This window comes from Streptomyces sp. NPDC102490 (assembly GCF_044765285.1).
GTDB lineage: Bacteria > Actinomycetota > Actinomycetes > Streptomycetales > Streptomycetaceae > Streptomyces.
This window is the reverse complement of the sequence record NZ_JBIWJU010000007.1, coordinates 13,848-34,125: the sequence shown is the minus strand read 5'-3', so window position 1 is coordinate 34,125 and position 20,278 is coordinate 13,848. Positions and strand designations below refer to the sequence as shown.

Annotated in this window: 15 protein-coding genes and 3 tRNA genes; 11 read left to right on the top strand and 7 right to left on the bottom strand. The window is 72.4% G+C overall.

Going from position 1 to position 20,278, the window contains the following annotated elements; translation table 11 throughout:
• Positions 1-96 precede the first annotated feature (96 nt).
• Complete coding sequence (locus tag ACIRGB_RS17125) at positions 97-624, bottom strand: hypothetical protein (RefSeq protein ID WP_403864980.1); 528 nt, start codon at positions 622-624, stop codon at positions 97-99.
• Positions 625-787: 163 nt separating this feature from the next.
• Here ACIRGB_RS17125 and ACIRGB_RS17120 point away from each other — a divergent pair, with 163 nt between their 5' ends.
• Entirely contained in the window at positions 788-1,375 is a 588-nt protein-coding gene (locus tag ACIRGB_RS17120; RefSeq protein ID WP_403864977.1) for an NADPH-dependent FMN reductase, read from the top strand.
• A 77-nt stretch (positions 1,376-1,452) separates the two neighbouring features.
• Here ACIRGB_RS17120 and ACIRGB_RS17115 read toward each other — a convergent pair whose 3' ends face one another.
• Positions 1,453-3,585 (bottom strand): molybdopterin oxidoreductase family protein, encoded by a 2,133-nt coding sequence (locus tag ACIRGB_RS17115; RefSeq protein ID WP_403864975.1) that lies wholly within the window; start codon positions 3,583-3,585, stop codon positions 1,453-1,455.
• A 103-nt stretch (positions 3,586-3,688) separates the two neighbouring features.
• Positions 3,689-4,372 (bottom strand): vancomycin high temperature exclusion protein, encoded by a 684-nt coding sequence (locus ACIRGB_RS17110; RefSeq protein ID WP_403864972.1) that lies wholly within the window; start codon positions 4,370-4,372, stop codon positions 3,689-3,691.
• Positions 4,373-4,539: 167 nt separating this feature from the next.
• Here ACIRGB_RS17110 and ACIRGB_RS17105 point away from each other — a divergent pair, with 167 nt between their 5' ends.
• The 5 genes from ACIRGB_RS17105 (at position 4,540) to ACIRGB_RS17085 (ending at position 11,371) form a co-directional block, all read left to right on the top strand.
• Positions 4,540-5,355 (top strand): sirohydrochlorin chelatase, encoded by an 816-nt coding sequence (locus ACIRGB_RS17105; RefSeq protein ID WP_403864969.1) that lies wholly within the window; start codon positions 4,540-4,542, stop codon positions 5,353-5,355.
• Between the two features lie 57 nt (positions 5,356-5,412).
• Entirely contained in the window at positions 5,413-6,687 is a 1,275-nt protein-coding gene (locus ACIRGB_RS17100) for a deoxyguanosinetriphosphate triphosphohydrolase (RefSeq protein ID WP_403864966.1), read from the top strand.
• Between the two features lie 147 nt (positions 6,688-6,834).
• Entirely contained in the window at positions 6,835-8,100 is a 1,266-nt protein-coding gene (locus tag ACIRGB_RS17095; protein WP_403864963.1) for an NAD(P)/FAD-dependent oxidoreductase, read from the top strand.
• A 29-nt stretch (positions 8,101-8,129) separates the two neighbouring features.
• A complete protein-coding gene (dnaG, locus tag ACIRGB_RS17090) occupies positions 8,130-10,058 on the top strand; it encodes a DNA primase (RefSeq protein ID WP_403864960.1) in 1,929 nt (642 codons plus the stop codon).
• Positions 10,059-10,201: 143 nt separating this feature from the next.
• Complete coding sequence (locus ACIRGB_RS17085) at positions 10,202-11,371, top strand: RNA polymerase sigma factor (RefSeq protein WP_403864957.1); 1,170 nt, start codon at positions 10,202-10,204, stop codon at positions 11,369-11,371.
• Between the two features lie 105 nt (positions 11,372-11,476).
• Here the strand turns inward: ACIRGB_RS17085 and ACIRGB_RS17080 are convergent, their stop codons facing one another.
• From ACIRGB_RS17080 to ACIRGB_RS17065, 4 genes are all read right to left on the bottom strand, one after another.
• The gene (locus ACIRGB_RS17080; protein WP_403864954.1) at positions 11,477-13,405 is read right to left on the bottom strand and encodes an ABC transporter ATP-binding protein; all 1,929 of its coding nucleotides are present in this window, start codon (positions 13,403-13,405) and stop codon (positions 11,477-11,479) included.
• Positions 13,405-15,138 (bottom strand): ABC transporter ATP-binding protein, encoded by a 1,734-nt coding sequence (locus tag ACIRGB_RS17075; RefSeq protein ID WP_403864951.1) that lies wholly within the window; start codon positions 15,136-15,138, stop codon positions 13,405-13,407. The genes ACIRGB_RS17080 and ACIRGB_RS17075 overlap by 1 nt, the downstream gene beginning before the upstream one ends.
• 139 nt (positions 15,139-15,277) lie before the next feature.
• Positions 15,278-16,726: an FGGY-family carbohydrate kinase gene (locus ACIRGB_RS17070; protein WP_403864948.1), complete on the bottom strand. Its 1,449-nt coding sequence runs from the start codon at positions 16,724-16,726 to the stop codon at positions 15,278-15,280.
• A gap of 44 nt (positions 16,727-16,770) precedes the next feature.
• Positions 16,771-17,076 (bottom strand): YtxH domain-containing protein, encoded by a 306-nt coding sequence (locus tag ACIRGB_RS17065; RefSeq protein ID WP_403864945.1) that lies wholly within the window; start codon positions 17,074-17,076, stop codon positions 16,771-16,773.
• 148 nt (positions 17,077-17,224) lie between these two features.
• On the opposite strand from ACIRGB_RS17065, the gene ACIRGB_RS17060 reads away from it, so the two are divergent.
• From ACIRGB_RS17060 to ACIRGB_RS17040, 5 genes are all read left to right on the top strand, one after another.
• Positions 17,225-17,297 (top strand) — tRNA-Asn (locus ACIRGB_RS17060).
• Positions 17,298-17,302: 5 nt separating this feature from the next.
• A tRNA-Asn gene (locus tag ACIRGB_RS17055) sits at positions 17,303-17,375 on the top strand.
• Between the two features lie 197 nt (positions 17,376-17,572).
• Positions 17,573-17,649: transfer RNA gene (locus ACIRGB_RS17050), tRNA-Ile, on the top strand.
• Positions 17,650-17,886: 237 nt separating this feature from the next.
• Positions 17,887-18,468 (top strand): flavin reductase family protein, encoded by a 582-nt coding sequence (locus ACIRGB_RS17045; protein WP_403864942.1) that lies wholly within the window; start codon positions 17,887-17,889, stop codon positions 18,466-18,468.
• A gap of 343 nt (positions 18,469-18,811) precedes the next feature.
• Positions 18,812-19,828, top strand: a complete 1,017-nt coding sequence (locus ACIRGB_RS17040) for a LuxR C-terminal-related transcriptional regulator (RefSeq protein ID WP_403864939.1) — start codon at positions 18,812-18,814, stop codon at positions 19,826-19,828.
• Positions 19,829-20,278: the final 450 nt, after the last annotated feature.

Sequence of the window (20,278 nt, the reverse complement as noted above, 5' to 3'; positions counted from 1 at the left end):
CCTGGGAACCCCGGCCCCCTCCGGGCCGCGAGGGGCGTCGGACCCGGAGGGGGTGGGGAAGTGCGGTACCGGCGGACGGACAGCGGAGGGTGCCCGTCAGATCCCGTCGCCTCTCGCCCGGCGATGCAGGAGCCAGGTACCGCCCGCGGCGGCGACGGCGAGAGCCGCCACACCGGCCGCGGTCTGCACGGGATCGGGGCCAAGAGCGCCGCCGACCCCCGTCTTCACGCTTCCCCTGGGGTACACCTGCGCGGCGGCCGAGGTCAGCGTGACCACCAGGTCACCCGTCACCCGCCGCTCGTCGTCCCCACAGGTCGCGACGATCTCGTACGTCCCCGGCTGCGCGCTCGGCGGCACCTCGAAGTGCCCCGTCGCCTCGCCCGTGCCCGGGGCCAGCGGGAACGCGCCCGCGCCGACCGCGCTGGCGTCCCCCGCCGCCGCGTCGCCCTTTCCGCACAGCGCGGTCGTCACCACGGCCCGCTCGCCCGGCACGACCGAGGACGGATATACCGTCAGGCCGCCGGTGGCGACGCTCTCCCCGGCGTACACCGGGGCCGCGGTGGTCAGACCGACGGCCGCGGCGGCGAGCGCGGTACCGGTCAGCAGGCGGGCGGTACGTCGCATCGGTGCTCCTTGAGCTCTTCGGTGGCCCTGCCCTACCGAGGAAAGTGGCACCGGGCCCGGCCCGCCCCCCGAGCGGGTGTGAACGGGTGACCGGTGCCTCCGAACGAGCCCGGGAGCGAGCGGGCTTGACCTCGAGCAAACTTGAGGTACCAGGCTCTCCCGCATGGACACAACGACCGCACCGCTCCGCGTCACCCTGCTCGTCGGCAGCAACCGCCACGGCCGCTTCGGCCCCGTCGTCGCCGACTGGCTCCTGGACCACCTCCGGGCCCACGACGGCCTGGTCCCCGAGGTGGTGGACGTCGCCGGGACCGACCTGCCCACGACCCTCGCCCCGACCCCGGAGGCGACCGCCGCGCTGGCGGAGATCACCCCGAAACTGGCGGACGCCGACGCGTTCGTCGTGCTGACCCCCGAGTACAACCACTCGTTCCCGGCGGGGCTGAAGAACGTCATCGACTGGCACTTCACCGAGTGGCGGGCCAAGCCCGTCGGCCTGGTCTCCTACGGCGGCCTGGCCGGCGGTCTGCGGGCCGCGGAGCACCTGCGCCAGGTCTTCGCCGAACTGCACGCCGTCACTGTCCGCGACACCGTCTCCTTCCACAACGCGGGCGCGTCCTTCGACGACGCGGGCCGGCCCAGGGACCCGTCCGGCCCGGACGCGGCGGCCAAGACGATGCTCGACCAGCTCGTGTGGTGGGGCCGGGCCCTGCGGGAGGCGAAGGAGAAGCGGCCCTACGACGGCGCGTGAGGCGCCATGGGAACGATCTCCTCGGTGACATGTTCCCAGCGCTCACGTGGAGATCGTGAGGGGAGAGGACGACGCCGCTAGGGCGTCACCGTTTCCACCCGCACCGCGCACACCTTGAACTCCGGCATCCGCGAGGTCGGGTCCAGGGCCGGGTTGGTCAGCGTGTTGGCGCGGCCCTCGCCCGGCCAGTGGAAGGGCATGAACACGGTGTCGGGCCGGATGCCGGTGGTGATGCGGGCCGGTGCCACCGCCCGCCCCCGCCGGGACACGACCGCCAGCGGGTCGCCCTCGGCCGCCCCCAGCCGCGCCGCCAGCCGCGGGTGCAGCTGCACGAAGGGGCCAGGCGCGGCGGCGTTCAGCTCGGTCACCCGCCTGGTCTGCGCCCCGGACTGGTACTGCGCCACGACCCGGCCCGTGGTCAGCAGCACGGGGTACTCGTCGTCCGGTTCCTCGGCGCTCGGCCGGTGCGCCACGGGCACGAAACGGGCCCGGCCGTCCTCGGTGGCGAAGCGGTCGAGGAACAGGCGGGGGGTGCCCGGATGGGGCACGGCGTCGTCACCCGCGGGCGGCGCCGGACACGGCCAGAACACGCCGTTCTCCTCGGCCAGCCGCCGGTAGCCGATCCCGGAGTAGTCCGCCGGGCCGCCCGCGCTCGCCCGCCGCAGCTCCTCGAAGACCTCCTCCGGCTCGGTCGGGAAGCCCTTCTCCACGCCGAGCCGCCCGGCCAGCCCGTGCAGCACCTCCAGATCGCTACGCACCCCCTGCGGCGGCGTGATCGCGCGCCGCCGCAGCAGCACCCGCCCCTCCAGGCTCGTCATGGTCCCCGTCTCCTCCGCCCACTGCGTCACCGGCAGCACCACGTCCGCCAGTTCGGCCGTCTCGGAGAGCACCACGTCGCAGACGGCGAGGAAGTCCAGCGACCGCAGCCGCCCCTCGATGTGCGCGGCGCGGGGCGCCGACACCACCGGGTTGGAGCCCATCACCAGCAGCGACCTGACGTCCGTGCCCAGCGCGTCCAGCAGCTCGTAGGCGCTGCGCCCCGGCCCCGGCAGCGCGTCGGGGTCCACGCCCCACACCTCGGCGACGTGCCGCCGCGCCGCCGGGTCGGTCAGCTTGCGGTAGCCCGGCAACTGGTCGGCCTTCTGGCCGTGTTCGCGCCCGCCCTGCCCGTTGCCCTGCCCGGTCAGGCAGCCGTACCCGGACAGCGGCCGCCCGGCCCGCCCGGTCGCCAGGCACAGGTTGATCCACGCGCCCACCGTGTCCGTGCCCTTGGCCTGCTGCTCGGGCCCGCGCGCGGTGAGCACCATCGCCGCCTCGGGCGCGCAGAACAGCCGTACCGCCTCCCGCAGTTCGGGAACGGACACCCCCGTGATCCGCTCCACGTGCTCCGGCCAGTGCGCCATCGCCGCCGCCCGCGCCTCCTCCCAGCCCGAGGTGCGCTCCTCGACGTAGGGCTCGTCGACCCGGCCCTCGGCGACGACCAGGTGCAGCATGCCCAGCGCGAGGGCGAGGTCGGTGCCGGGCCGGGGCGCGAGGTGCAGGTCGGCCTGCTCGGCGGTCTTCGTCCGGCGCGGGTCGACGACGATCAGGGTGCCGCCGTTCTCCCGCAGTTCGGTGAAGTACCGCAGGGCGGGCGGCATCGTCTCCGCCGGGTTCGACCCGACGAGGATCACGCACCCGGTCCGCGGGATGTCCTCCAGCGGGAACGGCAAGCCCCGGTCGAGCCCGAAGGCCCGGGTCCCGGCCGCCGCGGCCGACGACATGCAGAACCGCCCGTTGTAGTCGATCTGCGAGGTGCCCAGCACCACCCGGGCGAACTTCCCCAGCGCGTACGCCTTCTCGTTGGTCAGCCCGCCCCCGCCGAACACCCCGAGCGCGTCCGCGCCGTACCGCGCCCGGGTGCGCTCCAGGTTCCCGGCGATCCGGTCCAGCGCCTCGTCCCAGCCGGCCGGCACCAGCGCGCCGTCGTCCGACCGCACCAGCGGCGAGGTCAGCCGCGCGCCCGGCGCGAGCACCTCAGGCGCCGTACGCCCCTTGCCGCACAGCGCGCCCCGGTTCACCGGGAAGTCCGCCCGCTCGGACACCGCGACGGTCCCGCCCTCGACGGGCGTCAGATTCATCCCGCACTGCAGGGCGCAGTACGGGCAGTGCGTGGGCGTGGGCGTGGCGGTGCCCGGGGCGGCGGTGCGGTGCGGGCCGGTGTTCTGCATGCCGCCCAGCCTGCGGCTTCCGTGTTACGCGACCGGGCGGCGCCCTGTTACGCCGCGGGGACGGCGACCTCCCCGCCGCCGCGCGGGCACGGTGAGGGTCGCGTCACCCGGCGCCGGCCAGGGCCCGCGCCACCCCGGGCTCCCTCGGGCCGAGGAAGTGCGGGTCCGGTTCGAAGACCGCGTCCCACGCCGCCTTGCCCGCCGCGAGGATCTCCCGGGCGCCCCCGTAGTACCAGGTCGCGTCGTGCGCGTCGTCGACCCCGACGCCGTACGAGACCACCCCCGCCTCCTGGCACAGGGCGACCGCCCGCCGGATGTGGAAGCCCTGGCTGATCAGCACGGCCCGGTCGACGCCGAAGATCCGCTTCGCCCGGACGCAGGAGTCCCAGGTGTCGAAGCCCGCGTAGTCGCTGACGATCCGCCCGTCGGGCACCCCGTGCCGGACCAGGTAGGCGCGCATGGCGTCCGGCTCGTCGTACTCCTCGCGGCTGTTGTCCCCGCTCACCAGCACCACCTCGATCCGCCCCGCCCGGTACAGCTCCGCCGCCGCGTCCAGCCGGTGCGCGAGGTACGGCGACGGCTCGCCGTCCCACAGCCCGGCCCCGAAGACGACCGCGACCCCGGTGCGCGGCACGTCGGCGGTGGTGCGCAGCCGGTCGTCCGTCACGACGTGCAGCCACGCGGCGGGCAGCAGCGCCAGCACGCACCCGGCCATCACCGCCCGGACCAGCCGCCGCCCCTTCCGGGTACGCGGCAGGCGCGGTCTGCGAAGTCTCGGGCGGCGCATCGGACGGTCCCCTCCCCGGTCGGTCCCTGCCACCAGGGACGCCCCGGCGGGCCGTCCGGTTCACCCGGCACCGCTCACACGCGGGGGACGGCGCCGTGTGAACCGACGGAAAATCCCCGTGACACCCACGCAACGGGACGGCAACGTCCGGCGGCCACCCTCGGTGCATGACGGCGATGACAGTGACGAGCAACAGGACCACAGCGGCCACCGGCGGCACCCCCGCCCTGGTCGTCGTCGCCCACGGCAGCCGCGACCCGCGCGCGCTCGGCACCGTACGGGCCCTCCTCGACCGGGTCCGCGCGCTGCGCCCCGCGCTGCCGGTGCACCTGGGCCACATAGAACTGAACGCCCCGCTCCTCCCCGACACCCTGGCCGCCCTCGGCGACGCGGAGGCGGTCCTCGTCCCCCTCCTCCTCAGCCGCGGCCACCACGTCGAACGCGACATCCCCGACATGGCCGCCGCCGCCCCGGCCCGCACCCGTGTCGCCGCCCCGCTGGGCCCGCATCCCCTCCTCGTGGACGCCCTGCACGACCGCCTCACCGAGGCCGGCTGGCCCGCCCACGCGGGCCCGGACCACGCCGTGGTCCTCGCCTCCGCGGGCTCCCGCGCCCCGGCCTCCCGCGCGGACACGGCCCGTACGGCAGCGCTCCTCGCCGCCCGCCTGGGCGTCCCGGTCGTCCCCGGGTACGCCTCGGCGGCGGCCCCGACGGTCCCGGACGCGGTACGCGCCCTGACGGCCCGCGGCTACCGCCGGGTGGCCGTCGCCTCCTGCTTCACGGCCCCGGGCCGCTTCGCGACCGAGTGCTCGGCGGCGGCCCCCTGGATCGCCTCCGCGCCCCTGGGCACCCACCCGGCGATGGCCCGCCTGCTCCTGCACCGCTACGACCGTGCCCGGGGCAGCGGCCGTGCGAGCAACGCCGGTAACGGGACGCGGGGAACCGCGCGACCGGCCACCCCGCACCCCGCACTCGCCGGATAACCGCACCAGGCGGACGAGTGGCGCCCCCTGTCACACCTTCCCCTTACTGTTCATGACATGGAAGGCACCGCACCCCCCACCCCGTACGACCCCGCGTCAGTGGCCCGCTACGCCCCCGAACCCGACAAACGCCCCGGCCGCACCGCCTTCCAGCGCGACCGCGCCCGCATCCTGCACTCCGCCGCGCTGCGCCGCCTCGCCGGGAAGACACAGGTCGTCGCGCCGGGGGAGGGCAGCCCCGTCTGGGACGCCAGCCCCCGCACCCGCCTCACGCACTCCCTGGAGTGCGCCCAGGTCGGCCGGGAGCTGGGCGCCGCCCTCGGCTGCGACCCGGACCTCGTGGAGGCGGCCTGCCTCGCGCACGACCTGGGCCACCCGCCCTTCGGGCACAACGGCGAACAGGCCCTCAACGCCTTCGCCGAGGACTGCGGCGGCTTCGAGGGCAACGCCCAGTCGCTCAGGCTCCTCACCCGCATCGAGCCCAAGCGGTTCACCGAGGACGGCTCCGTCGGGCTCAACCTCACCCGCGCCACGCTCGACGCCGCCACCAAGTACCCGTGGCCGCGCGGCGCCCACCCCCGCGACCCCCGCTCGCCGAAGTTCGGGGTCTACGACGACGACCGGCCCGTCTTCGAGTGGCTCCGCGAGGACGCCCCCGGCGCCCGCACCTGCTTCGAGGCCCAGGTCATGGACTGGGCCGACGACGTGGCGTACTCCGTGCACGACGTCGAGGACGGCCTGCACGCCGGGCACATCGACCCGAACTGCCTGCTCGCCGACCCCGAGCGCGAGGCCGTCTTCGAGGTCGCCGTCGGCCGCTACGTCCCGGCCGGCACCGACCACGCCGAACTCGCCGCCGCCCTCGACCGGCTCCTCGCCCAGGACTGGTGGCCGCACGGCTACGACGGCTCGGCCACCGCCCAGGCCCGGCTGAAGGACGCCACCAGCCAGCTCATCGGCCGCTTCTGCCTGTCCGCCGAGGCCGCCACCCGGGCGGCGTACGGCGGCGGCCGGCTCACCCGGTACACCGCCGAGCTGGTCGTGCCCCGCGCGACCCGCATGGAGTGTGCCGTCCTCAAGGCGGTCGCCGTCCGCTACGTCATGCAGCGCACCGAGCAGGAGCGGCTCCGCGCCGACCAGCGGATCGTCGTCGCGGAGCTGGCCGAGGCGCTGACCGCCCGCGCCCCCGACGGGCTCGACCCCCAGTTCCGCGCCCTGTTCGACGCGGCCGCCGACGACCGGGCCCGCAAACGGGTGATCGTCGACCAGATCGCCTCCCTCACCGACGCCTCGGCCCGCTCGCTTCACGCCCGCCTGACGGGGCATCCGTGAGACTGGCGGCGGGACCGGCGTGACCCGGCGGGCCCCGGGTGCCCGAATCGCGGCACTTCGTGGCCTGATCGGGTCACTGCCCCTTCCCGCACCACGCCGCGTGCGGGACGCTCGCATGTGGCGGCACCCTGACGAGGAGGCAAACAAGTGGTCGACGCGGATCAGACATTCGTCATCGTCGGAGGCGGCCTGGCGGGCGCGAAGGCGGCCGAGACACTCCGCGCGGAGGGCTTCACCGGCCGGGTGATCCTCGTCTGCGACGAACGCGACCACCCCTACGAGCGTCCGCCGCTGTCCAAGGGCTACCTGCTGGGCAAGGAGGAGCGCGACAGCGTCTTCGTGCACGAGCCCGCCTGGTACGCGCGGCACGACATCGAGCTGCACCTCGGCCAGACCGTCGTCGCGATCGACCGCGCCGCCAAGACCGTCCACTACGGCGACGACGGCACCCACGTCAGGTACGACAAGCTGCTCCTCGCGACCGGCGCCGAGCCCCGCCGCCTGGACGTCCCCGGCACCGACCTCGCGGGCGTCCACCACCTGCGCCGCCTGGCCCACGCCGAGCGCCTCAAGGGCGTCCTGGCCTCCCTCGGCCGGGACAACGGGCACCTCGTGATCGCCGGCGCGGGCTGGATCGGCCTGGAGGTCGCGGCCGCGGCCCGCGAGTACGGGGCGGAGGTCACCGTCATCGAACCGGCCCCGACCCCGCTGCACGGCGTGCTCGGGCCCGAGCTGGGCTCCGTCTTCGCCGAGCTGCACGAGGCGCACGGCGTCCGCTTCCGCTTCGGCGTGCGGCTGACCGAGATCGTCGGCCAGGACGGCATGGTGCTGGCCGCCCGCACCGACGACGGCGAGGAGCACCCCGCCCACGACGTGCTCGCCGCGATCGGCGCCGCCCCGCGCACCGCGCTCGCCCAGGCCGCCGGACTGGAGATCGCCGACCGCGCCCACGGCGGCGGCATCGTCGTCGACGACCACCTGCGCACCTCGGACCCCGACGTCTACGCGGCGGGCGACGTGGCCTCCTTCCACCACGCCCTCTTCGACACCAGCCTGCGCGTGGAGCACTGGGCCAACGCTCTCAACGGCGGCCCGGCCGCCGCCCGCGCGATGCTCGGCCAGGGCCCCGCCCACGACCGCGTGCCCTACTTCTTCACCGACCAGTACGACCTGGGCATGGAGTACTCCGGCTGGGCACCGGCCGGGTCGTACGACCAGGTGGTGATCCGCGGGGACGCGGCGAAGCGGGAGTTCATCGCCTTCTGGGTGAAGGAGGGCCGCGTGCTGGCCGGGATGAACGTCAACGTGTGGGACGTCACGGAGCCGATCCAGCAGCTGATCCGCGCCAGGACCCCGGTGGACACCGAGGCCCTGGCGAACCCGCACGTCTCGCTGGAAAGCCTCGTCGCCTAGCTGTCGTACCGTCGCCGTAGACTTCACGCGTGGCAGGACGGATCAACGACGAGGACGTGAAGGCGGTACGGGACGCGGTCCCGATCGACGCCGTCGTCTCGGAGTACCTCCAGCTGCGCAACGCGGGCGGCGGCAACCTGAAGGGGCTGTGCCCGTTCCACGACGAGAAGTCGCCGTCCTTCCAGGTCAGTCCGAGCAAGGGGTTCTTCCACTGCTTCGGCTGCCAGGAGGGCGGCGACACCATCACGTTCGTGATGAAGATCGACCACCTCACCTTCTCGGAGGCGGTCGAGCGCCTGGCCGGCCAGGCCGGCATCACCCTGCGCTACGAGGAGGGCGGGTACAACCCCTCCCACCAGCGCGGTGAGCGCATCCGCCTGGTCGAGGCCCACAAGATCGCCGCGCAGTGGTACGCGGAGCAGCTGGCGACCGGCCCCGAGGCGGACACCGGCCGCGCCTTCCTCGCCGACCGCGGTTTCGACCAGGCCGCCGCCGAGCACTTCGGCGTCGGCTACAGCCCCCAGGGCTGGGACCACCTCACCCGCTACCTGCGCGGCAAGGGCTTCAGCGACAAGGAGCTGCTGCTCTCCGGCCTCGCCCAGGAGGGCCGCCGCGGCCCCATCGACCGCTTCCGCGGCCGCCTGATGTGGCCCATCCGCGACATCGGCGGCGACGTCGTCGGCTTCGGCGCCCGCAAGCTCTACGAGTCGGACAACGGCCCGAAGTACCTGAACACCCCCGACACGGCGATCTACCGGAAGTCCCAGGTCCTCTACGGCATCGACCTCGCCAAGAAGGACATCGCGAAGGCGTCCCGCGCCGTGGTCGTCGAGGGCTACACCGACGTCATGGCCTGCCACCTCGCCGGGGTCACCACCGCCATCGCCACCTGCGGCACCGCCTTCGGCGGCGACCACATCAAGATCCTGCGCCGCCTGCTGATGGACAACGGCTCGGCCCGCGTGATCTTCACCTTCGACGGCGACGCGGCCGGCCAGAAGGCCGCCCTGCGCGCCTTCGAGGACGACCAGAAGTTCGCCGCCGAGACCTACATCGCCATCGCCCCCGACGGCATGGACCCCTGCGACCTGCGCCTGGCCAAGGGCGACGACGCCGTCGCCGACCTGGTCGAGCCGCGCACCCCGCTCTTCGAGTTCGCCCTGCGCCAGATCGTCTCCCGCTACGACCTGGACACCCCGGCCGGCCGCGCCTCGGCCCTCGACGAGGCCGCCCCCGTCGTCGCCCGGATCAAGAACAGCGGCGCCCAGCACGAGGTCGCCGTGCAGCTCGCCGGGATGCTCGGCATCCTCGACACCCAGTTCGTCGTCAAGCGGATCGCCCAGCTGGCCCGCTGGGCCCGCGACCGCGGCGGCAAGGGCCCCGCCGCCCCAGACCAGCGCCGGCACGGCACCGGACCGCAGCAGCAGGCCGCTCCCGGCCGGCCCGCCCCCCGGGGCCCCGCCCTCAACCTCCGCAACCCGGTCTTCGCCACCGAACGCGAGCTGCTCAAGCTCGCCCTCCAGCGCCCCGAGCTGGTCTCCCCGGCCTTCGACGCGTACGGCGTCGACGAGTTCACCGCCCCGCCCTACGCCGCCGTACGCGAGGCGATCATGGCGGCGGGCGGCGCCGAGCTGGGCGTCCAGGACCCGCAGGACTACCTGGTCCGGGTCCGCGAGGCCGCCCCCGACGACGCCGTCCGCGCCATGGTCACCGAACTCGCGGTCGAGGCGATCATGCTGCACCGCGGCGTGAAGGGCGTCGACGAGATCTACGCGGGCGCCCAGCTCGTCACGGTCCGCCGCCGCGCCGTCGAGCGCCGCATCCGCGACATCACCGGCCGCCTCACCCGCCTCTCCGGCCACGGCGACCCCGCCGAACTGGCCGCCGTGCAGAACGAGCTGTGGGTCCTCCAGCAGTACGACCAGAACCTCCGCGAGCACGGCGCCGCCGCGCTCTAGGACGGGTCCGGGGGCCACCCGCGGGTCACCCGTCGGTCACGGCACGGACGCAAAAAGTCACCGCACGCCCCTCGTGGCGGCGATGTGTCGTACCCCACACTGGGGGCGGTGCCCGAGGGCACGCGCGAGGCGGACGGCGGTGAGTGAGCCGGCTCCGCCCCCGTCGTACCGCCGCCGACCCCCCGCCGCCCGCGTCCATCCTGGAGGTCGCCCCCGTGCAGACCCGGACCCTCACCCAGACCGACACCGGTACCGGCGGCGCGCAGCCGGACGCGGAGCGCGGTGTGCTCGCCGCGGTGCCCGCGCAGCCCGGTGCCGGAGCGGCCGGGCACCACCCCGGCGCCCCCGAGGACGTGCCCGAGCCCCCGGAACCGCCGCCGCCCACCCGCACGGAGTCCGGCGGACCCTCCTCCGACCTGTTCCGGCAGTACCTGCGCGAGATCGGGCGGATCCCGCTGCTCAGCGCGGCCGAGGAGGTCGACCTCGCCCGGCGGGTGGAGGCCGGGCTGTTCGCCGAGGAGAAGCTGCGGCGCGACCCGGACCTGGACGACCGCCTCGCCCTCGACCTCGACCGGCTCGTCGTCCTGGGCCGCGTCGCCAAGCGCCGCCTGATCGAGGCCAACCTGCGGCTCGTGGTGTCGGTGGCCAAGCGGTACGTCGGCCGCGGGCTGACCATGCTGGACCTGGTCCAGGAGGGGAACCTGGGGCTGATCCGGGCGGTCGAGAAGTTCGACTACGCCCGGGGCTACAAGTTCTCCACCTACGCCACCTGGTGGATCCGCCAGGCCATGTCCCGCGCCCTGGCCGACCAGGCCCGCACCATCCGCGTCCCCGTGCACGTCGTGGAGCTGATCAACCGGGTCGTCCGCGTCCAGCGCCGGATGCTCCAGGAACGCGGCTACGAGCCGACCGCGCAGGAGGTCGCCGCCCACCTGGACCTGGCCCCGGAGCGCGTCGGGGAGGTGCTGCGCCTGGCCCAGGAGCCGGTGTCCCTGTACGCCCCGGTCGGCGAGGAGGACGACGTCGCCCTCGGCGACCTCATCGAGGACGGCGACGCCGCCAGCCCCGTCGAGTCGGCCGCGTTCCTGCTGCTGCGCCAGCACCTGGACGCGGTGCTCTCCACCCTCGGCGAACGCGAACGCAAGGTCGTCCAGCTCCGCTACGGCCTGGTCGACGGCCGCCCCCGCACCCTGGAGGAGATAGGCCGCCTCTTCGGCGTCACCCGCGAACGCATCCGCCAGATCGAGTCCAAAACCCTCACCAAACTCCGCGACCACGCCTACGCGGACCAGCTGAGAGGCTACTTGGACTGAGCGCCGCAGCCGCGGGCAATCGTGCCTCCCCCAGTGCCTGAACGGCCTGGGAGGTACCCCCATGGCGGCACGGGTGGGCGCGGCACCCCGACGCCGGGCAACCCCTCACCCCACCTCGGCCATGGCCTCCGCGAACTGCGCCTTGTACAACCGCGCGTACGCGCCATCCGCGGCCAACAGCTCCGCGTGCGCCCCCTGCTCCACGATCGCCCCGTCCTCCATCACCAGAATCGTGTCCGCGTCCCGGATCGTCGACAGCCGGTGCGCGATCACGAACGACGTCCGCCCGTGCGCGAGCTTCGCCATCGCCTTCTGGATCAGCACCTCCGTCCGGGTGTCCACGGACGACGTCGCCTCGTCGAGCACCAGGATCACCGGGTCGGACAGGAACGCCCGCGCGATGGTGATCAGCTGCTTCTCACCCGCGCTCACCCCCGTGCCCTCGTCGTCGATCACCGTGTCGTAGCCCTCGGGCAGCGTCCGCACGAACCGGTCGGCGTGCGCGGCCCGCGCGGCCTCCTCGATCTCCCCGCGGGTGACCTCCCGCGCCGCCCCGTACGCGATGTTCTCCGCGATGGTGCCGCCGAACAGCCAGGTGTCCTGGAGCACCATGCCGATCCCGGCCCGCAGCTCGTCCCGGGACATCTTCGCGATGTCGACGCCGTCCAGGGTGATCCGCCCGCCGGACACCTCGTAGAACCGCATCAGCAGGTTGACCAGCGTGGTCTTGCCCGCGCCCGTCGGCCCGACGATGGCGACCGTGTGGCCGGGCTCCACCGTCAGCGACAGGTCCTCGATCAGCGGCTTCTCCGGGTCGTAGCGGAAGGACACGTGCTCCAGTGCCACCCGGCCGCGCAGGTCCTCGGGCCGGGCGCCCGGGATCGGGTCCGCCGACTGCTCCTCGGCGTCCAGCAGCTCGAAGATCCGCTCCGCCGACGCCACGCCCGACTGCACCAGGTTCGCCATCGACGCGACCTGCGTCAGCGGCAAGGAGAACTGCCGGGAGTACTGGATGAAGGCCTGCACGTCACCGATGGACAGCTGGCCCGAGGCCACCCGCAGGCCGCCCACCACCGCGACCAGCACGTAGTTCAGGTTGGACACGCACATCATCAGCGGCTGCATGATCCCGCTGTTGAACTGCGCCTTGAACCCGGCCTCGTACAGCGCGTCGTTCTGCTCGGCGAACTGCTGGGCCGACTCCTCCTGCCGCCCGAACACCTTCACCAGCGCGTGCCCGGTGTACATCTCCTCGATGTGCGCGTTCAGCTGCCCCGTCGAGCGCCACTGCTGCACGAACTGCGGCTGCGACCGCTTGCCCACCCGGGTGGCCACCATGAAGGACAGCGGCACGGTCACCAGCGCGACCAGCGCCAGGATCCAGGAGACGTAGAACATCATCGCGAGCACGCCGATGATGGTGAGCAGCGAGTTGATCAGCTGGCCCATCGACTGCTGGAGCGTCTGCCCGATGTTGTCGATGTCGTTGGTGGCACGGCTGAGCACCTCGCCGCGCTGACGCTTGTCGAAGTACGACAGCGGCAGCCGCGACAGCTTCGTCTGCACGTCCTCGCGCAGCCGGAACATCGTCCGGTTCACCGCGCGGTTCACCAGCCGCGTGGCCACCGCCATCAGCAGGCCCGCCACCGCGAACGTCGCCAGCGCGACCAGCAGCACCTCGCCGACCGCGCCGAAGTCGATGCCCTGGCCCGGGGTGAAGTCCGTGCTGCGGAGCATGTCGGCGACGTTGCCGTCACCGCGCTCCCGCATGGCGGCCAGCACCTGCTCCTTCGTGGCCCCGGACGGCATGTCCCGCCCGACGATGCCCGCGAAGACCAGGTCGGTGGCCTGGCCGAGGATCTTCGGCCCGACCACGTTGAGGCCGACGCTGACGACCACGCACGCCAGCAGCGTGAACAGCGTCGCCCGCTCCGGCCGGAACTGGGCGACGAGCCGTTTGCTCGACCCCTTGAAGTCCATCGAACGCTGGTCGGGGCCGCCCCCGGCCATCATGCGACCCGCAGGCCCGGCCATCAGGCAGCCTCCGCTTCCGTCAGCTGGGAGAGCACGATCTCCCGGTAGGTCTCGTTGTCCGCCATCAGCTCGTGGTGCCGGCCCATGCCGACCACCCGCCCCTCGTCCAGTACGACGATCCGGTCCGCGTCCCGGATGGTCGCCACCCGCTGCGCCACGATCACCACGGTCGCCTCGGCGGTCTCCCGGCTCAGCTCGGCCCGCAGCGCCGCGTCGGTGGCGTAGTCGAGGGCGGAGAAGGAGTCGTCGAAGAGGTAGATCTCCGGGCGCTGGACCAGCGTCCGGGCGATGGCCAGGCGCTGGCGCTGACCGCCGGACACGTTGGTGCCGCCCTGCGCGATCGGCGCGTCGAGCCCGCCCTCCAGCTCGGAGACGAAGTCCTTGGCCTGCGCCACCTTCAGCGCGTGCCACAGCTCCTCGTCCGTGGCGTCCGGATTGCCGTAGCGCAGATTGGTCGCCACGGTGCCGGCGAAGAGGTACGGCTTCTGCGGCACCAGGCTCACCACCTTGGCCAGGGTCTTCGGGTCGACGGTCCGCACGTCCACCCCGTCGACCAGCACCTGGCCGTCGGTGGCGTCGAACAGCCGCGGGACCAGACCGAGCAGGGTCGACTTGCCGCTGCCGGTCGAGCCGATGACGGCGGTCGTCTCGCCCGGCCTGGCCACCAGGTCGATGCTCCGGAGCACCGGCTCCTCGGCCCCGGGGTAGCGGAAGCCCGCCTCCCGGATCTCCAGGTGCCCGTGCCGGCGCAGCGCGGTGACCGGCGCCACCGGCGGCACCACGCTGCTCTCGGTCTCCAGCACCTCCTGGATGCGCTCGGCGCACACCTCGGCGCGCGGCACCATCATGAACATGAAGGTGGCCATCATCACGGACATGACGATCTGCATGAGGTAGGCGAGGAACGCCGTCAGGTCGCCGATCTGCATCCCGCCGCTGTCGATCCGGTGGGCGCCGAACCAGACCACCGCGATCGACGACAGGTTCACCACCGTCATGACCACCGGGAACATCAGCGCGAGCAGGTTGCCGGTGCCGAGGGCCACCTCGGTCAGCTCGGTGTTGGCCTTCCGGAAGCGCTGCTGCTCGTACTCGTCGCGCACGAAGGCGCGGATCACGCGGTTGCCGGTGATCTGCTCGCGCAGCACCCGGTTCACCGCGTCCAGGCGCACCTGCATCGTCCGGAACAGCGGGCGCAGCCTCCGCACGATCAGCGTGACGCAGATCGCCAGCACCGGCACGACTCCGAGCAGCACCCCGGACAGCGGCACGTCCAGGCCCAGCGCCATCACGATGCCGCCCACGCACATGATGGGCGCCGACACCATCAGCGTGAACGTCATCAGGGCCAGCATCTGGACCTGCTGCACGTCGTTGGTGGTCCGGGTGATCAGCGAGGGCGCGCCGAAGTGGCCCACCTCGCGCGCCGAGAAGGACTGCACCCGGTCGAAGACGGCACCCCGCACGTCCCGGCCGAGGGCGGACGCGGTGCGCGCGCCGTAGAAGACGGCACCGATGTTGCAGACCACCTGGGCCAGCGAGATGCCGATCATCAGGGCGCCGTAGCTCAGGATGTAGCCCGAGTCACCCTTCACGACGCCTTCGTCGATGATGTGCGCGTTCAGGGTGGGCAGGTACAGGGAGGCGCAGGTCTGGAGGAACTGAAGCGCCACCAGCAGGGCGATGGGTTTCTTGTAGGGCCTGAGATGGGCCCGCAGCAGTCGTATGAGCACACTGGGTCTCTCGGAGTCGGCGACAGGGGCCGCGGTTGGTTGCCCCTGGCCCCTATCGTCGAACACTCCACCCGCGTTACCTCAACCGATTAACCCAAGAGCGCGGCAAATTCCGGCCTACGGGCGGTAAGCCTCCGCTTCACAGCGCGCCCGGGTGCGTCTGCTCGCGCACCGACACGAACTGCTGGCGCACGGCCTGCCCCACCGCCAGCTCCTCGCCCGGCTCCAGGACCTGCGCGACCGCGCCCTGCCAGGCCGGGGGAGTGCGCGGGTCCAGCGTGCCCCGGGAGACGCCCAGCGCCCAGGCCGCCTGGCGGGCCGAGCCGATCGCCGCGTAGTCCGCCGGCTGCGGCACGACGACCTGCGTCCCGAACAGCGCCGGCGCCGCCGCCTGCACGGCCGGCAGCTCGGCCGCCGCGCCGAGCAGGAACACCCGCCGCACGTCCACGCCCCGGCCGCGCAGCACGTCCAGGGCGTCGGCGAGACCGCACAGCATCCCCTCGAACGCGGCCCGCGCCAGGTGCTCGGGCCGCATCGACTCACGCCGCAGACCGGCCAGGGTCCCGGCGGTGTGCGGCAGGTTCGGCGTCCGCTCGCCCTCCAGATAGGGGAGCAGCACCAGCCCGTGCGATCCCGGCGTCGACTTCATCGCCAGCTCGGACAGGCTCTCCAGGTCCGGCACCCCGAGCAGTTCCGCGGTGCCGCGCAGGGCCCGTACGGCGTTCAGGGTGGTGACGACCGGCAGGTGCATGCCGGTGGCGTCCGCCAGGGCGGTGATCATCCCGGACTGGTCGACGAGCGGCTCGGTGTGCACGGCCATCACGGACCCGGACGCGCCCAGCGACACCACCGCGTCACCGAGGCCGATCCCGAGCCCGAAGGCGGCGGCCTGGGTCTCGCCGGTCCCGGCGGAGATCAGCAGCCCCTCCGGCGTCGTACCGGCCGCGTCGGCCGGGCCGATCACCTCCGGCAGCACCGCCTGGTGCCCGAGCGCCAGCTCGACCAGATCCGGTCGGTAACCGCCGGTCGCCGCCGACCAGTACCCGGTGCCCGAGGCCCCGCCCCGGTCGGTGGTGCGCCGGGCCGGCCGTCCGAGCAGCTGCCACACCAGCCAGTCGTGGGCCTGGAGCAGGACGGCGGTCCGCGCGGCGGCCTCCGGCTCGCTCCGCGCCAGCCAGCGCAGTTTCGTCACGGGCTGCCCGGCCTGCGGTACCGAGCCCACGGCCTGTGCCCACACCTCACGGCCGCCGAGCGCGTCGATCAGGTCGGCCGCCGCGACCTGGGTGCGCTTGTCGCCGCCGACCATGGCCGGGCGCACGGTGTTGCCCTGGGCGTCCAGCGGCACGACCGAGTTGGCCTGCGCCGAGACGCCGATGGCCTGCACGCCCTCGAGGAGCCCGCCGCCGGCCGCCTCCCCGAGGGACAGCAGCCAGGCCTGCGGATCGACGTCCGCGGGCCGGCCCCCGCCCTCGGGGCTCTCCAGCGGGTGCCGTGCGTAGCCCTGGCGCAGCACGGCACCCGTGTCCGCATCACAGACGACGATACGAGTGAAATCGGGCGAACTGTCCAACCCGGCGACTATCCCCATACCCGAAAGTCTGCCGCACCGGCCGCGGTGCCCGTACGGGGACCTCAGGTGTTGCTGGTGCCCCAGTCGTCGGGACCGCTGCCGTTGCTGCCGCGTTCCCGCAGCGAGCGGACCCGGTGGGCCACCGAGTCGGGCATCCGGTCACCGACCTTGTCGCTCACCACGTGGTACGCCTTGTCGGCGAAGTGCTTGCCCTGCTGGGCCGCGGACTCCGCGGTGTTGCGCACGGCCGGGTTCTGCGCGACCTGCTGTGCGGACTTCCGCAACTGCTCGTAACGCTCCCGCCCGGCCTTCGTGCCGAGCACGTACCCCACCGCTAGTCCGACGACGAACGTGAGCCGGTAACGCATGGCGGCCACCCTTCCCTTCACTGGCTCCGGGGTGCTGGCGAGTACCGATTGGCGGAGCACCCCCCTGCTTGCGCTAATGTATGTGTCGCAGCGAGCGCGCGCCCCCTGGCGGATACCCAGGAAGACGCGTTCGATGCGACACCGACATTCCTCGGTAGCTCAATTGGCAGAGCAGCCGGCTGTTAACCGGCAGGTTACTGGTTCGAGTCCAGTCCGGGGAGCTCGGTCCTCCGTAGCTCAATTGGCAGAGCAGCCGGCTGTTAACCGGCAGGTTACTGGTTCGAGTCCAGTCGGGGGAGCACCGTGAACGAGGACCCTTCGGGGTCCTTTTTCATGTCCCCCTCACGTGTTCTCAGGTCCCGGGAACCACGCGGCACGCTGCGGAGTCTTCAAGGTCATGAAGGCAGCCGTGGAAGCCGACCATCCGAGGCAGGAGATCGTATGAGCGGCTATGCTGCGGCAGACGGCGCGCACACCTGTACGCGACACGCCGCTAGGGGCGGTAGCTCAGCCGGTTAGAGCAGCGGACTCATAATCCGTCGGCCGTGGGTTCGAGTCCCACCCGCCCCACCAGGTCTCCTGGCGCAGGAACGTTTTCACCTCCGCATCCGCCCGAAACGTGTGAGGCGCGCCGCCGGCGGCGCCGGTGGTCGACCGGTGGCTGCGTCCGTGGCGCAAAGACCGGTGGCGGTCTTGGTGGCCGGGCCCAACGCCGGGCGGGCCGCCGTCCCGCAAGCTTGTGGTGACGGCTGAGCGCTGCTCCGCAGTGGCCGGCGTTCGCGGGACCACCACTCGACTGAGGAGCCGGTCATGTCTGCCACGTTCGACGCGACGGAGTTCCGGCGCACCCTCGGGCACCTGCCGACCGGAGTGACGGTCATCACGACCACGGGCGAGGACGGCCGGCCCGTCGGCATGGCGTGCAACTCCTTCGTGTCCGTGTCCCTGCGGCCGCCGCTGGTCATGTTCTGCGCGGGGAACACGTCGTCGACCCTGGTCGATCTCCGGCGCAGCGGCACGTTCTGCGCCAACATCCTCGGCGAGGACCAGGGGCCGTTGTGCAAGCAGTTCTCGCTGAAGGGCGTGGACCGGTTCGCCTCGACCTCCTGGACCGCTTCGCCGGCCGGTCCGCAGCTGAGTGACGCGCTCGCCTGGGTGTCCTGTTCCATCGAGACGGAGCAGGCCGCGGGCGACCACGTGATCCTCATCGCCGGTGTCACCGGGCTGCGGGTGAACCCGGACCAGCCGGACCCCCTGGTGTTCCACCGCGGCAGGCTCGGGTCGTTCACCGAGACCGGTGAGAAGCGGCTCAGGCCGGGCGGGGTGCTGCCGCGGCAGGGCAACCGCATCGTCGCGCTCGCGCCGGCGGCCGCCCACCGCCTCGTCGGATAGCCGCATCCCGGTTCCCCTTCTTCTGCGCCCTCGTGGCGGCCTCGGCTGCCCGGGGGCCGTCCCCGTTGCGTGACCGGAACGGTTCGGTCCGCCGGAACCTTTCGTTCCGCAGGAACGTTTCCCGTGTGTCGCTCCCACGGGCAAGCGGTGCATTCCCTCTTATGCTGCTCAATGCGCCTCTTTTTTCGCGAATGCGGCCTTTTCCTTGCGAAGAGCAATGAATCGCTTAAGGCGGCCGAGTGAGGTATGTCGCGTATTGGCGTGATGGTAGATCCGCCGGTGGTCGGGTAGGGTCTCGTCGTGAGGAAAATTGAACACATTCCTGACGAATTCTGGAGTGCCTTTGTTCTCCAATCCGGTTCCCGGGGTTTTCGAAGTCTATGAATGGAGCTTAGGGAAAGGCGCGGAGGGATTCTCTGTCGATGACATCGCACGCGAACTGGAATTCACGGCGGCGGAGGGCGAGCGCATAGTCGCCGCGCTCCTGGACTTCCAGCTCGTCCGGCCGCGCGGTGACCGAGGGGGTGCATTCGTCCCGGCGGACCCGGCGGTGGCCTCCGCTCAGGTGCTCACCCTGGGAGAGCTGGAACTCCTGGAGCGCAAAATGGCGGTGAGCCGATTGCGCAACGACATGGAGCGGCTCTCCGTGCTGTTTCGGTCGAGCAAGTTCGGTGGTGGATACACCAATTCTTCCGGCATCGTGAAGACGCCGGACGCGGTCCGCATGATGCTGTCCGAGGTGGCGGCGAACACGGCCAAAGAAGTCGTCTGTATGCAGCCCGGCAGCGCGTGCACGGCCGAAAGGCTGGCCGAGGTCCGGAACTGGACCCTGCAGATGCTCGACCGGGGCGTGCGCATGCGCGTCCTCTATCAGCACGCGGCCCGGTTCGACGCGGAGACCCGCGAGAACGCGGCCTTCCTGATCGACTCCGGTGCCGAGGTGCGCACCGCGGGGGCGCTGTTCGGCGACATCACGATCTTCGACCGCACCGCGGCCTACATACCGGCGGACGGCGCGGACGAGGGCGAGGCGGCGGAGGGCGACGAGGACGGCGCCGTCGTCGTGCAGGAACGCTCGATCGTCGACTTCCTCCACTCCTGCTTCGAGCACGTCTGGGCGACGGCCAAGGAGTTCGACACCCGACGCGCCGAAATCGACGTCATCAGCGACGACATGAAGAAGGAGATCGTCAGAATGCTGATCTCCGGCGCCAAGGACGAGGCGATCGCCCGCCGTCTCGGCGTCTCCGTCCGGACCTGTCGCAAGCACATCGGTCAGGTCATGCAGATGTTCGGCGCGGCGAGCCGATTCCAGTTCGGCTATCTGGTCAAAGAAGCCAACCTCGACGGCGACGCCTAGCCCGGCCGGCCCCCGCGTCCCGCACGGCATCGTACCGCGTGTTCACAGGGTGGACTGAGGACCGCGCCCCCCTTGGCAATCTTCCCCGATCCTTGCCGCGTATGGGTCGGGGAAGGTTCATGAAGTGGAAGTGCAACTTGATGAGCGGTTATGGGGTGGAGTCCGCTCGTCTTCTGGCCCAGACTCATAGGCTGTTGGCGGAGTTCAACGAGGTTTTGCGCCGAACATCGGGGGAGCGTGCAGAGATGTGTTGGTGGGACGGCCCATGTGTGGAGTGCCCTCCCCGTGCATTCATGCACGGTTAACTGCTGAGATCGGGTCGCGTTCACGTCATCGACGATGATGACATCCGGTCGGTTTCCGGGGCGACTCCCCGAAGGGACTGACGTCTGTTCTCCGCGTTCATCCGCGGCTGCGGCCGGATTTGCCGTGCGCGCCTGCTTCCCTCCC

Excerpts from the sequence above, each read along its gene's own strand:
- ACIRGB_RS17125 (WP_403864980.1), bottom strand. The coding sequence starts at position 624 with ATGCGACGTACCGCCCGCCTGCTGACCGGTACCGCGCTCGCCGCCGCG.
- ACIRGB_RS17120 (WP_403864977.1), top strand. The coding sequence starts at position 788 with ATGGACACAACGACCGCACCGCTCCGCGTCACCCTGCTCGTCGGCAGC.
- ACIRGB_RS17115 (WP_403864975.1), bottom strand. The coding sequence starts at position 3,585 with ATGCAGAACACCGGCCCGCACCGCACCGCCGCCCCGGGCACCGCCACG.
- ACIRGB_RS17110 (WP_403864972.1), bottom strand. The coding sequence starts at position 4,372 with ATGCGCCGCCCGAGACTTCGCAGACCGCGCCTGCCGCGTACCCGGAAG.
- ACIRGB_RS17105 (WP_403864969.1), top strand. The coding sequence starts at position 4,540 with ATGACGGCGATGACAGTGACGAGCAACAGGACCACAGCGGCCACCGGC.
- ACIRGB_RS17100 (WP_403864966.1), top strand. The coding sequence starts at position 5,413 with ATGGAAGGCACCGCACCCCCCACCCCGTACGACCCCGCGTCAGTGGCC.
- ACIRGB_RS17080 (WP_403864954.1), bottom strand. The coding sequence starts at position 13,405 with ATGGCCGGGCCTGCGGGTCGCATGATGGCCGGGGGCGGCCCCGACCAG.
- ACIRGB_RS17070 (WP_403864948.1), bottom strand. The coding sequence starts at position 16,726 with ATGGGGATAGTCGCCGGGTTGGACAGTTCGCCCGATTTCACTCGTATC.
- ACIRGB_RS17065 (WP_403864945.1), bottom strand. The coding sequence starts at position 17,076 with ATGCGTTACCGGCTCACGTTCGTCGTCGGACTAGCGGTGGGGTACGTG.
- ACIRGB_RS17045 (WP_403864942.1), top strand. The coding sequence starts at position 17,887 with ATGTCTGCCACGTTCGACGCGACGGAGTTCCGGCGCACCCTCGGGCAC.